Source organism: Ensifer sp. BR816 (genome assembly GCF_000378985.1).
GTDB lineage: Bacteria > Pseudomonadota > Alphaproteobacteria > Rhizobiales > Rhizobiaceae > Sinorhizobium.
Map to the genome: position 1 here is coordinate 1,807,717 of NZ_KB905370.1, position 12,132 is coordinate 1,819,848.

Sequence of the window (12,132 nt, forward strand, 5' to 3'; positions counted from 1 at the left end):
GCCATCTTGGCAAGGAAAAGGCGAAGTGCAAGACAAAAATGCCGAAAAAGCAGCCGCCCTGCCTCTCAATAAGGCTAAAGGCCTATTTTTTCCGGCAGCAAAGCCATGAGCGAATCGACCGGAGAGAGCAGCGTTTCAACAGGAAGACGCAGCATCGGCAGGCTTCGCCCGAGCTCAAGCTCCAGTTCCTCCTGCTCCGGCGGCAGGCGAGGATCGAAGGGCGCACGCACCGGCATCACCGCCCAGTCGAGGACGCAGGCGGCGAGCGTTTCGATCTCGGCTATGCCGCCGCCGCGGATCTCGATCAGGCCGCAGATGGTCGGCGGGCAGCGCGCCACGATCCGCCCGTTCGCGAGCGTCAGGTCGACCCGGTCGTCGGCAACAAGCGCCGCGAAGCGGCCGCGGCGCTTGACTTCGGAGATGCAGGCAAGCGCCAGGGCCGACTTTCCGGATCCGGACGGGCCGGTGACGAGGATGCCGGTCGTGCCGAGCACGATCGCGGTGCCGTGGATGTTGCAGTGCGGCGCACTCACGGATGCGGCTCGGCCGGAAGCGAAAGGATGAAGCGGGCGCCGGTCACTTCGCCGCCCTTGCCGACGATGTTTTCCGCCTTGAGCGTGCCGCCATGCGCTTCGGCGATCTGGCGCGAAATCGACAGGCCGAGGCCGGAATTCTGGCCGAAATCCTCGCCTTCCGGTCGGTCCGTGTAGAAGCGCTCGAAGATCCGGTCGATGTCCTCCGCCTGGACGCCGGGGCCGTTGTCCTCGACGTAGACGAGGCAGCGCGACCGCGACCGGGTCAGGCGCAGGATGATCCGGCCGTTCGGCTCGGGCACGAAGGAGCGGGCGTTCTCGATGAGGTTGGTGATGATCTGCCCGATGCGCAGGTCGTGGCCGCTGACGATGAAGCTCGCCTTCGGATTGTCCTTGCGATCGACGACGAAGTCGAGCAGCACGGGCTTCTTCTTGCCGCGAATCTGCCGGGAGATGTCGACGAGGTCGCCGAGGAGTTTTTCCAGGTCGATCTTCTTCGCATCGCTGCGCGCCAGTTCCGCATCGAGCCGCGAGGCGTCCGAAATGTCGCTGATCAGCCGGTCGAGGCGCCGGACATCGTGCTGGATGATGTCGAGCAGCCGCTTCTTGGAGTCCTCCGTGCGCGCCAGCGGCAGGGTTTCGACGGCACTCCTGAGCGAGGTGAGCGGGTTCTTGAGCTCATGGCTGACATCGGCGGCAAAATTCTCGATCGCCGCGATGCGGTCGTAGAGCGCCGTCGTCATTTCCCGCAGCGCCACCGACAGGTTGCCGATCTCGTCCTGGCGGCGGGAGAAATCCGGAATTTCCTCGCGTTCCTTGGCGCCGCCGCGGCGCACGCGGATGGCGGCGGCCGAAAGCCGCCGGAGCGGATTGGCGATCGTCGACGACAAGAGCAGCGACAGGATGACGTTGACGAGCGCCGCCACGCCGAAGACGCGGATGATCGCCAGGCGTTCGGCATGGACGATCTTGTCGATGTCGCCCGCCTGGGTGGAAAGCAAGAGCACGCCGAGCACGGCGCGGAAACGCTGCACCGGCACCGCCACGGACACGATCAGCTCGCCTTTTTCGGTGACGCGCACCACGGCCCCGCGCACGCCGGTCAGTGCGTTCATCACTTCCGGATAAATCGAGCCGTTGCCGCCCGGGGGCTCCTTGTAGAGCGGCAGGTCGCCCGGCTGCAGCAGCCGGTTGAACCAGGTGCTGATCGTCTCCGCGACGCTCGACGTTTCCGGATCGACGGGCGGAAGGTCGAACCGAAGCACTTGGCCGCCGCTGTAGAGGTGACGCGAGTCGAGCAGCAGGTCGGCGTCGGCATCGAACAGGCGAGCGCGCGTGCGCGTCGGCGAGATCAGCCGTCTGAGGACCGGCGCAACCCGCTCCTGGATGATCGGGAATTCCAGATCCTCGTCGCTCGGAAGCGGGGTGATGCTCTCGCCGGCCTGCAGTTCGAGCAGCTTTTGCGGATCGATGGTGATCGAGTTGGTGTCGACCGATGCCGAGGCTGAGATGGCGCCGGCGATGATTTCGCCCTGGGTCAGCAGGCTCTCCACGCGGGCGTCGATGAGGCCTTCGCGGAACTGGTTCAGATACATGATCCCGCCGACCAGAACGACCAGCGCGACGAGGTTGAAGAAGACGATGCGTCGCGTCAGGCTGGAGAAGACGGCATTGCCGAACAGGCGCCGGATCAGAGTGAACGGATGCGCCCACCGGCGCCGCCCACGCAGCGCCGACGACCGCCCGTCGGAATCTTCGATCTCGCCCTGCAAGACTTCTACCAAGTCTTCCGCTCCCACGGCGAAATGTTCGCCGCCCGTTTCGTTTGCGCCCCGGCCTGCCGCTCGTCCAAGGGATCCGTCGGCGCCGCCCCCGCCGTTGCCGCGATCGGAGCACCGGGGTTCCGGCTGGAGGTCAAGCGTATTGCGGCGCCCTTTGCCGAAACCCGCGCCATCTGGCGGAAGCGATTGCGGCTAGGGTTCTGGATCCGCTCGAGGCGGCCATCCGCGAGCTGCGATCTCGTTCGGCCGCCGCGCCGGTTCTCAATGATCCACAATCGACGCGAAGGCAAGCCCCGCAGCGGCGCGTCAGGCGGACTCGCGGAAGCGATAGCCGACGCCATAGAGCGTCTCGATCATGTCGAAGTCGACGTCGACCATCTTGAACTTCTTGCGAAGCCGCTTGATGTGGCTGTCGATCGTCCGGTCGTCGACATAGACCTGCTCGTCATAGGCCGCATCCATCAGCGCGTCGCGGCTCTTCACGACGCCGGGGCGCTGCGCCAGCGAATGCAGGATGAGAAACTCGGTGACGGTCAGCGTGACCGGTTCGCTCTTCCAGGTACAGGTGTGGCGTTCCTGGTCCATGACCAGTTGACCGCGCTCCAGAGAGCGGGATGGTGCGTCGGCGCTCTTGGCGGGACCGGCGGCTCCAGCCGCGGCAGCGTCGCGGGCCGGCGCGCGGCGCAAGATCGCCTTCACGCGCTCGACCAGGAGCCGCTGCGAGAACGGCTTGGTGATGAAATCGTCCGCACCCATCTTGAGGCCGAAGAGCTCGTCGATCTCCTCGTCCTTGGAGGTCAGGAAGATCACCGGCAGGTCGGATTTCTGCCGGAGCCGCCGCAAGAGTTCCATGCCGTCCATGCGCGGCATCTTGATGTCGAAGATCGCAAGGTGGGGCGGGCGCGCCAGCAGGCCCTCGAGCGCGGAAGCGCCGTCGGTATAGGTTTCGACCTTGTAGCCCTCGGCTTCCAGCGCGATGGCTACCGATGTCAGGATGTTACGGTCGTCATCGACAAGCGCGATGGTCTGCATCGTGTTTCAACTCCGTCTCTATGGGGCCGGCGGCCGGAATCCGCTCCTGGAAGCGCCGGCAACCGCGAGTCACGGCTGCGTTACTGGAGTATAAAGGTGGAACAAATTGTGGCGAAGCGCAAATACCGTGTGGCGAGCCACCCCGAAATTGAGGTCGCGCAAGGACATTTGCAAGTCGCGATTCAACCGATTAAAAAATGCATATTTTTCTTTAAATCGATTAATATACTGATATCATTAGTGTTTTAGATTTAGCTCTCTTGTCTTCGTTCGTCCTTGTCGGTATGTTCCGAGGAAATTCAACGCCATTTGCCAGAGACGAAGGAAGCTTGACCATGGAGCAATTCGGCAGCCGCAACCCCTCGAACGGATTGGAAACGATCGGTTTTTCCGACCTCTCTGTCGTTCGCTACAACTTCGAGGCAGCGGAGCTTTATGAGGAAGCCCTTCGCCGCGGCGAGGCGCAGTTGACGGCGCATGGTGCGCTTTGCGCCCGCACCGGCCAGCACACCGGCCGCTCGCCCAAGGACAAGTATGTCGTGCGCGACGCCGCCACCGCCGATCAGATCTGGTGGGACAACAACAGCGCCATCACCCCCGAAAACTTCGAGCTCCTCCGCCAGGATATGCTGGCGCATGCCAAGGGCATGTCGCTCTATGTCCAGGACCTCGTTGGCGGTGCCGATGCCGAGAATGCTTTGCCGACGCGGGTCGTCACCGAATATGCCTGGCATTCGCTGTTCATCCGCAACCTCTTGATCCGTCCGCCGCGCGAGGCACTGGCGACCTTCCTGCCGAAGCTGACGATCATCGATCTGCCGAGCTTCAAGGCCAATCCGGAGCGCCATGGCTGCCGCAGCGAGACGATCATCGCCTGCGACCTGACCAGGGGCCTCGTGCTGATCGGCGGCACGTCCTATGCCGGCGAAATGAAGAAATCGGTCTTCACGGTGCTCAACTACCTGCTGCCGAAGAAAACAGTGATGCCGATGCACTGCTCGGCGAATGTCGGCCCTGCCGGCGACACGGCCATCTTCTTCGGCCTGTCGGGCACCGGCAAGACGACGCTTTCGGCCGATCCGAAGCGCACGCTGATCGGCGACGACGAGCATGGCTGGGGCGACAAGGGCGTGTTCAACTTCGAAGGCGGCTGCTACGCCAAGGCGATCCGCCTGTCGGAAGCGGCCGAGCCGGAGATTTACGCGACGACGCGGCGCTTCGGCACGGTGATGGAGAACGTCGTCCTCGATGAGCGCCGCGCACCCGACTTCGACAACGGCTCGCTCACGGAAAACACCCGCATCGCCTATCCGCTCGATTTCATTCCGAATGCCAGCGAGACCGGCACGGCACCGCAGCCGCGCACCATCATCATGCTGACGGCCGATGCCTTCGGCGTCCTGCCGCCGATCGCCAAGCTGACGCCGGAACAGGCGATGTACCATTTCCTGTCCGGCTACACGGCCAAGGTCGCCGGTACGGAAAAGGGCGTGACGGAACCGGAAGCGACGTTCTCGACCTGCTTCGGCGCTCCCTTCATGCCGCGCCATCCGTCCGAATACGGCAATCTGCTCAAGGACCTGATCGCCAGGAACGGTGTCACCTGCTGGCTCGTCAACACCGGCTGGACCGGCGGTGCCTACGGCACCGGAAGCCGCATGCCGATCAAGGTCACCCGCGCGCTTCTCTCGGCGGCGCTCGACGGATCGCTCAACAATGCCTCCTTCCGCACCGATGCGAATTTCGGCTTTGCGGTGCCGGTCTCGGTCCCGGGCATTGACGACCGTATTCTCGACCCGCGCTCGACCTGGGCCGATGGTTCGGCCTACGACGCCCAGGCGCGCCGGCTGGTCGACATGTTCATCGCCAACTTCGCCAAGTTCGAAAGCCATGTCGACGGAAGCGTCCGCGGTGCCGCTCCCGGCGCCAAACTGGCGGCCGAGTAAAGACTCCAAACCATGATTCACGTGAAACCCGGTCCTTGTGGCCGGGTTTTCGCGTCTTGTGCCCCGACCGTTCTCAAGCGCACGACTCTGTGCGATAGACCGGACACAATTCAAAGTGTGACAGCGACCTTTACGCGTCTTGTCAGACGCGCGGCGCCGTAGGGGCGAAACATGGCCAGCGAACCGCTTTACATCAGTGAAAACATCGTCATCGCCGGCTGGGAGCTGACGGAGCAATTCGTGCTGGCCGGCGGTCCGGGCGGCCAGAACGTCAACAAGGTATCGACGGCCGTCCAGCTCTTCTTCAACATCCAGGCCTCGCCCGCGCTATCCGATCGCATCAAGGCCAATGCCCTGAAGCTTGCCGGCCGCCGGGCCTCGAAAGACGGCGTGCTGATGATCGAGGCCAATCGCTTTCGCAGCCAGGAACGCAACCGCGAGGATGCCCGCGAGCGGCTGAAGGAGCTGATTCTCAAAGCGGCCGAACCGCCGCCCAAGCCGCGCAAGAAGACCAAGCCGACGCGGGGTTCGATCGAGCGGCGTCTCAAGGAGAAATCCGGCCGCGGCGAGATCAAGAAGCTGCGCGGCCGACCGGCCGGCGATTGAGCGGCTTGCTCGAATCTGTGGTCGCTGCCTTGCCTTTTTACGGATACGCCCTTTCTTACCGGGATATGCTGCGAAGGGAGGCTAGGATGGGTTTGTTCAGCTTCATCAAGAACGCCGGCAAGAAGCTCGGTATCGGCGACGACGATACCCCGCCGGATACGGCGACCGTCGAAAAGGAACTCGCATCGCACGATCTCGGCACCAAGGACGTCAAGGTCGAAGTCGTCGACGACAAGGTGGTGCTCAAGGGTGTCGTCAAGGACCAGTCGGTTTTCGAGAAGGCGGTGGTCGCTGTCGGCAATACGCTCGGCATATCCGCGGTCGAAGCCTCCGAACTGCAGGTGGCCGCCGGCGGCGCCGCGCCGGCGCCGGCAAAGGCCCCGGTTCTCTATACGGTGAAAAAGGGCGACAACCTCTGGAAGATCGCCGAGGCACACTATGGCAAGGGCAAGGGCGCCAAGAACACGGTGATCTTCGAGGCGAACAAGCCGATGCTCACGCATCCGGACAAGATATATCCCGGCCAGGTGCTGCGCATCCCGGAACTCGGCTGAGCGAAGCGTTTTTCGGGTCGCATTCGGCACGGGCCAAGGCTACATCTCGGTGGTCAGAGCAAATCCAGGAAAAGTGTGTAACGGTTTTCCGTCCGGAATTGCGTAATTTCAAAGAGTGGGATCATTTCACCGTTTCAATGAAACGATGAAATGATCTAGGGCCTTTCTGCGGCAGCTGCTTCCGCCGCGGAAAGACGCCGGTGATTGCCATCGAACGACAGGGTGCCGGCCATGCAGGTGCTGCCGAAAGGCGTGAGGCATATTCCCGGTTTTCTCGACCGGTCGCGCCAGGAGGAGCTTGTCGGCGCCATCCGCGACGTGGTCGCCGCGGCGCCGCTCTACGTCCCGGAAATGCCGAAGACCGGCAAGCCGATGTCGGTGCGAATGACAAATTGCGGGGCCCTCGGTTGGGTCACCGATCGCGAGCGCGGCTATCGCTACCAGCCGGAGCATCCGATCACCGGCAGGCCGTGGCCGCCGATCCCCGATGGTCTCATGGAGATCTGGCAGGTGGTTTCGGCGAGCGACAAGCGGCCCGAGGCCTGTCTCGTCAACTTCTATTCCGCCGACGCCCGCATGGGGTTGCATCAGGACCGGGACGAGCGCGACCTCGAAACGGCCGTCGTATCGATCTCGCTCGGCGATACCTGCCTCTTCCGCGTCGGCGGACGGACGCGCGGCGGCCAGACCGTGTCGTTCAAGCTTGAAAGCGGCGACGTCGTGGTGCTCGGCGGCGAGGGGCGGCTTGCCTTTCACGGCGTCGACCGCATCTACCCGAACACGTCGACGCTTCTGAAGAACGGCGGCCGGCTCAATCTGACTTTGCGCCGGGTGAATCCGTAGAGCTTTCGACAAGACCCCTCCCCAACCCCTCCCCACAAGGGGGAGGGATTTAACCTGCCGCACCCTCGCAGCCTTCTCGTGGTCGTAGCGGCGGGCTTGATGAATGGCACTCCGGCGCAGCGGGCACCAAAAGTCCCTCCCCCTTGTGGGGAGGGGTTGGGGAGGGGTGCTATTTCCACCCGTCGTGACTGTTTAGAGCTTCCTCAGCGCCACCGTCTGTGTCAGGTGATTGGGGCCCTTCTGCAGGATGAGGTCGGCGCGCGGCCGGGTCGGCTGGATGTTCTGATGCAGGTTCTTCAGGTTGATGTTATGCCAGAGGCCCTCGGCGATCGCCCGCGCGGCGTCCTCGCTGATCGTCGAATAGCGATGGAAGAAGGATTGCGGGTTCTGGAAGGCCGTCTCGCGCAGCCGCATGAAGCGGCTCACATACCAGTTGTGGATGAGGCTTTCCTCGGCGTCGATATAGATCGAGAAATCGAAGAAGTCCGAGACCATCGGGACGATCTTGCCGTCGGCCGGCAGGTCGCGTGACTGCAAGACGTTGATCCCCTCGAAGATCAGGATGTCCGGCCGGTCGATGACCTGGAACTGGTCGGGAATGACGTCATAGGTCAGGTGCGAATAGGTCGGTGCCTTGACATTCGGCCGGCCGGCCTTGATCGCCGAGAGGAAGCGCAGCAGCGCGCCGATGTCGTAGCTCTCCGGGAAGCCCTTGCGATCCATCATGTTTTCCCGCTGCAGGATCGCATTGGGGTAGAGGAAGCCATCCGTCGTGATGAGATCGACCTTCGGGCTCGAGGGCCAGCGCGCCAAGAGTTCGGCGAGAATGCGGGCCGTCGTCGACTTGCCGACGGCGACGGATCCGGCGATGCCGATGACGTAAGGCGTCTTCGTCTCGTCCGACATGCTCAGGAAGCGCTTGCGCTGCTGGAAGAGGATCTGCGACGCTTCCACATGGGCGGACAGAAGCCGCGACAGCGACAGGTAGATGCGCCGAACCTCGCCGAGATCGACCGGGTCGTTGAGCGAGCGCAGCCGCTTCACTTCCTCGGCGGTCAGCGTCAGCGGCGTGTCGGCGCGAAAGCGCGACCACTCATCGGCGGAAAAGACGTGATAGGGGGAAAACTCGCCCCCCGTGAGATTGCCCGGAACGTCGCCCGGTTCGATGTCTTTCGCGGCGATGCTCATGGATTCTGCCGGTTCGCCTTCTCCTGCAGGCCCGATTGGCTCGTTCGCCTGGCCAGTTCGCTCATCACATCCTGCAACGGGATGGCGGCGACATTCAATACGACCATAAGATGATAGAGGAGATCGGCGCTCTCATCGATCAGATTCTTGCGGTCGCCACTGACCGCCGCGATGACTGTTTCGACCGCCTCCTCGCCGAGTTTCTTCGCCGCCTTCGGCTGCCCGGCCGCAACCAGCTTGGCCGTCCAGGAGTCTTCCGGGGCCGCCTTGGCACGGGTTGCGACGATCTGTTCGAGGTCTGAGAGAGTGAACTCGGTCATGGGATGAACTCCGTCAGTCGAGCCGCATGGCGATGCCGCGCTCCGCCATGTAGCGCTTCGCCTCGCCGATGTTGTAGGTGCCGAAGTGGAAGATGGAAGCCGCAAGCACTGCCGTCGCATGGCCGTCGCGGATGCCTTCCACCATGTGGTCGAGCGTTCCGACGCCGCCCGACGCGATGACCGGCGCCCGCACCGCGTCGGCGATGGCGCGCGTCAGCGCGATGTCGTAGCCGCTTTTGGTGCCGTCGCGGTCCATCGAGGTCAGCAGAATTTCGCCGGCCCCGAGGTCGACTACCTTCCGCGCGAACTCGATCGCGTCGATACCGGTCGGCTGGCGCCCGCCATGGGTGAAGATCTCCCAGCGATCTGTTTCGCCCGCGGCCGAGACCTTCTTCGCGTCGATGGCGACGACGATGCACTGGTTGCCGAACTTGTCGGCCGCCTCGGCGACGAAGTCCGGGTTCTTCACGGCGGCCGTGTTGATCGACACCTTGTCGGCGCCGGCCAAGAGCAGCTTGCGGATATCGGACACCTGGCGCACGCCGCCGCCGACGGTCAGCGGCATGAAGCACTGTTCGGCGGTGCGGGCGACGACGTCGAAGATCGTCTCGCGATTGTCCGACGAGGCGGTGATGTCGAGGAAGCAGAGCTCGTCGGCGCCGGCGGCGTCATAGGCCTTTGCCGCCTCCACCGGATCGCCGGCATCGATGAGATCGACGAAATTGACGCCCTTGACGACGCGGCCGTCCTTGACGTCGAGGCAGGGGATTACGCGGGCCTTGAGGGTCATCGGTTCATGCCTTTCGCGCGGCGCGGATCAAGCCCAGCGCTTCCTTCGGATCGATCCGCCCGTCATACAGTGCCCGGCCGGAGATCGCCCCTTCGAGCCTTGCGGCATCGGGTGCCGTTAGCCGGCGGATGTCGTCCATCGAGGCGAGGCCGCCGGAGGCGATGACCGGGATGGAAACTACGTTGGCGAGTTCCAGGGTCGACTCCCAGTTGATGCCGGTCAGGATTCCGTCGCGGTCGATGTCGGTATAGATGATCGCCGAAACGCCGGCGCCCTCGAATTTCTTCGCAAGCTCGATCACGCCGAGTTCGGAGGCTTCCGCCCAGCCCTCGACCGCCACCTTGCCGCCCTTGGCATCGATGCCGACCGCCACCCGGCCGGGGAACCTGCGGCAGGCCTCGATCACCAGCGCCGGATCGCGCACCGCGACGGTGCCGAGGATGACGCGCTTCAGCCCGCGCGAAAGCCAGCTCTCGATATGCCCGAGCGTGCGGATGCCGCCGCCGAGCTGCACCGGGTTCCTGGTCGCCTTGAGAATGGCGTCGACCGCTGCACCGTTCACCGTCTCGCCGGCAAAGGCGCCGTTCAGGTCGACGACATGCAGCCATTCGAAGCCCTGTTCCTCGAAGGCGCGGGCCTGGGCAGCCGGATCAGGATTGTAGACGGTCGCCTGGTCCATGTCGCCAAGCTTCAGCCGCACACACTGGCCGTCCTTGAGGTCGATCGCGGGAAAGAGAATCATGTGTTCGTCCGATCGGGTCGCGGGAGCCTTACGGCTTCCAACTGAGGAAATTCGAGATGAGCGCAAGGCCGAGCGTCTGGCTCTTTTCCGGATGGAACTGCGCGCCGGCCTTGTTATTGCTTGCGACGAAGGCGGTCACGGGGCCGCCATACTCCGTCTCTGCGATGACGTGTTCCGGGTTCGCGGCGGCGAGGTGATAGGAATGCACGAAATAAGCGTGCAGACCCTTTTCTCCTGTCGAAATGCCTTCGAACAGCGCGTGCGGCCGGTTGAGCCTCAGCGTGTTCCAGCCGATCTGCGGGATCTTCAGCGACGCGTCCTCGGGTATCATCTCCACGACATCGCCCGGAATCCAGCCGAAGCCTCTTGTCACCGTCTTCTCCAGGCCACGCGAGGACATCAGCTGCATGCCGACGCAAATGCCGAGGAAAGGGCGTCCTTCCTTCTCGACGACTTGTGCGAGCGCCTCTTCCATGCCGGCGACGGCGGCGAGGCCGCGGCGGCAATCGGCATAGGCGCCGACACCCGGCAGCACGATCCGGTCGGCCGAGGCCACCCGTTCCGGCTTGTCGGTCAGGTCGATTTCGGCGGCGATGCCGGCTTCGCGCGCCGCCCGCTCGAAGGCTTTCGTGGCCGAGCGCAGGTTGCCCGAGCCGTAGTCAATGATGGCGACCCGCATCAGCGCTCTCCATAGGATTCAAAGAAGCCGAGTCCGGCGGCACTTTCCGGCCGAGTCGTCTTGGACCAATCAATCGACTGCAACGGCGTTGCGCTTTTGTGCTGATCCGTCGCTGTCGTGTCCGAGAAGTAGATCTCCTCAGCCGTCTCGATGTTGCGGGCCGGAATGATCGACCGCAGCGTCCAATCCCGCGCCGCAAGCGTCCGGGCGATGAAAAGTGGGCCTTCGAGCGATACGAGCAGACTGAGGGCGAGCTGCATGATCAGCGCGGCGATAAATCCGCCCGGCACGTTCGTCAGAAGGATTAACAGGATTTGCAAAACGGCAACGGCGATTCCGAGGAGCCAGGCGCGCTTGGCCATCAGCCAGAGCGCCGGGAAGAAGAAGGCGGTCCAGGAAAAGCCGTCGGCGATGAACCGCGCCCTTTCGTCGTCGGCGGCAGCGCCGGGCGGAGTCATGATCAGATAGGAGGCCATGGTCTTCAGCCAGTCTTGGCCGCCTCAGGCGAGCGTGCCCTTCGTCGAGGGGACGCGTCCAGCCTGGCGCGGGTCGATTTCAGTTGCCGTGCGCAGCACGCGGGCGACGGATTTGAAGCAGGTCTCGGCGATATGATGGTTGTTGGCGCCGTAGATGTTCTGAACATGCAGCGTGATGCCGGCATGCTGGGCGAGCGCCTGGAAGAATTCGCGCACCAGCTCGGTGTCGAAGGTGCCGATCTTCGGCGAGGTGAAGGTCACGTTCCAGACGAGAAACGGCCGGCCGGAAACGTCGACGGCGGCGCGCGTCATCGTCTCGTCCATGGCGAGGTCGAGCGAGGCGTAGCGGGTGATGCCGCGGCGATCGCCGAGCGCCTTGGCGATCGCCTGGCCGATGGCAATGCCGGTGTCTTCGACGGTGTGGTGGTCGTCGACATGCAGATCGCCCTCCGTCTTGATCTCCATGTCGATCAGCGAATGGCGCGCCAGCTGGTCGAGCATGTGATCGAAGAAGCCGACGCCGGTCGCAATCTTCGAGACGCCCGTGCCGTCGATATTGACGGAAACGGATACGGCCGTTTCATTCGTCTTTCGCGAAACCTGGCCGCTACGGCTCAGCGTCACGTCTGCCATCAGGCTCTC

Annotated in this window: 14 protein-coding genes; 4 read left to right on the forward strand and 10 right to left on the reverse strand. The window is 63.7% G+C overall.

Annotation, left to right across the window (positions count from 1 at the left end):
• Window positions 1–74: 74 nt before the first annotated feature.
• The 3 genes from RHIBR816_RS0108605 to RHIBR816_RS0108620 form a co-directional block, all read right to left on the reverse strand.
• Window positions 75–533: an HPr kinase/phosphorylase gene (locus RHIBR816_RS0108605; RefSeq protein WP_018236128.1), complete on the reverse strand. Its 459-nt coding sequence runs from the start codon at window positions 531–533 to the stop codon at window positions 75–77.
• Window positions 530–2,263 carry a sensor histidine kinase gene (locus tag RHIBR816_RS0108610; RefSeq protein WP_245262698.1) on the reverse strand — a complete coding sequence of 578 codons (1,734 nt, stop codon included), beginning with the start codon at window positions 2,261–2,263 and terminating at the stop codon, window positions 530–532. The genes RHIBR816_RS0108605 and RHIBR816_RS0108610 overlap by 4 nt, the downstream gene beginning before the upstream one ends.
• Before the next feature lie 357 nt (window positions 2,264–2,620).
• Window positions 2,621–3,346, reverse strand: coding sequence for a response regulator transcription factor (locus tag RHIBR816_RS0108620; RefSeq protein WP_018236131.1), 726 nt, complete (start codon window positions 3,344–3,346; stop codon window positions 2,621–2,623).
• A gap of 335 nt (window positions 3,347–3,681) precedes the next feature.
• Between RHIBR816_RS0108620 and RHIBR816_RS0108625 the strand changes: the two genes are divergently transcribed.
• The 4 genes from RHIBR816_RS0108625 to RHIBR816_RS0108640 all read left to right on the forward strand — a co-directional run bounded on the left by RHIBR816_RS0108625 (window position 3,682) and on the right by RHIBR816_RS0108640 (window position 7,295).
• On the forward strand, window positions 3,682–5,292 hold the full coding sequence (locus tag RHIBR816_RS0108625) for a phosphoenolpyruvate carboxykinase (RefSeq protein WP_018236132.1): 1,611 nt from the start codon (window positions 3,682–3,684) through the stop codon (window positions 5,290–5,292).
• 171 nt (window positions 5,293–5,463) lie between these two features.
• Window positions 5,464–5,898: an alternative ribosome rescue aminoacyl-tRNA hydrolase ArfB gene (gene arfB, locus RHIBR816_RS0108630; RefSeq protein ID WP_018236133.1), complete on the forward strand. Its 435-nt coding sequence runs from the start codon at window positions 5,464–5,466 to the stop codon at window positions 5,896–5,898.
• A gap of 86 nt (window positions 5,899–5,984) precedes the next feature.
• On the forward strand, window positions 5,985–6,452 hold the full coding sequence (lysM, locus tag RHIBR816_RS0108635) for a peptidoglycan-binding protein LysM (RefSeq protein WP_018236134.1): 468 nt from the start codon (window positions 5,985–5,987) through the stop codon (window positions 6,450–6,452).
• 231 nt (window positions 6,453–6,683) lie between these two features.
• Window positions 6,684–7,295, forward strand: a complete 612-nt coding sequence (locus RHIBR816_RS0108640; protein WP_026186780.1) for an alpha-ketoglutarate-dependent dioxygenase AlkB — start codon at window positions 6,684–6,686, stop codon at window positions 7,293–7,295.
• A 192-nt stretch (window positions 7,296–7,487) separates the two neighbouring features.
• Here the strand turns inward: RHIBR816_RS0108640 and coaA are convergent, their stop codons facing one another.
• From coaA to hisB, 7 genes are read right to left on the reverse strand one after another with little or no spacing between them, the layout of a single operon-like run.
• Entirely contained in the window at window positions 7,488–8,483 is a 996-nt protein-coding gene (coaA, locus tag RHIBR816_RS0108645) for a type I pantothenate kinase (protein ID WP_018236136.1), read from the reverse strand.
• Window positions 8,480–8,803 carry a phosphoribosyl-ATP diphosphatase gene (locus RHIBR816_RS0108650; RefSeq protein WP_018236137.1) on the reverse strand — a complete coding sequence of 108 codons (324 nt, stop codon included), beginning with the start codon at window positions 8,801–8,803 and terminating at the stop codon, window positions 8,480–8,482. The genes coaA and RHIBR816_RS0108650 overlap by 4 nt, the downstream gene beginning before the upstream one ends.
• 13 nt (window positions 8,804–8,816) lie before the next feature.
• Window positions 8,817–9,593 carry an imidazole glycerol phosphate synthase subunit HisF gene (hisF, locus tag RHIBR816_RS0108655; protein ID WP_018236138.1) on the reverse strand — a complete coding sequence of 259 codons (777 nt, stop codon included), beginning with the start codon at window positions 9,591–9,593 and terminating at the stop codon, window positions 8,817–8,819.
• Window positions 9,594–9,597: 4 nt separating this feature from the next.
• Window positions 9,598–10,335, reverse strand: a complete 738-nt coding sequence (gene hisA, locus RHIBR816_RS0108660; protein ID WP_018236139.1) for a 1-(5-phosphoribosyl)-5-[(5-phosphoribosylamino)methylideneamino]imidazole-4-carboxamide isomerase — start codon at window positions 10,333–10,335, stop codon at window positions 9,598–9,600.
• A gap of 28 nt (window positions 10,336–10,363) precedes the next feature.
• Window positions 10,364–11,014 (reverse strand): imidazole glycerol phosphate synthase subunit HisH, encoded by a 651-nt coding sequence (gene hisH / locus RHIBR816_RS0108665; protein ID WP_018236140.1) that lies wholly within the window; start codon window positions 11,012–11,014, stop codon window positions 10,364–10,366.
• Complete coding sequence (locus RHIBR816_RS0108670; protein ID WP_018236141.1) at window positions 11,014–11,490, reverse strand: DUF2628 domain-containing protein; 477 nt, start codon at window positions 11,488–11,490, stop codon at window positions 11,014–11,016. Before RHIBR816_RS0108670 ends, hisH begins: the two co-directional genes overlap by 1 nt.
• A gap of 24 nt (window positions 11,491–11,514) precedes the next feature.
• The gene (gene hisB / locus RHIBR816_RS0108675; RefSeq protein ID WP_018236142.1) at window positions 11,515–12,123 is read right to left on the reverse strand and encodes an imidazoleglycerol-phosphate dehydratase HisB; all 609 of its coding nucleotides are present in this window, start codon (window positions 12,121–12,123) and stop codon (window positions 11,515–11,517) included.
• Window positions 12,124–12,132: the final 9 nt, after the last annotated feature.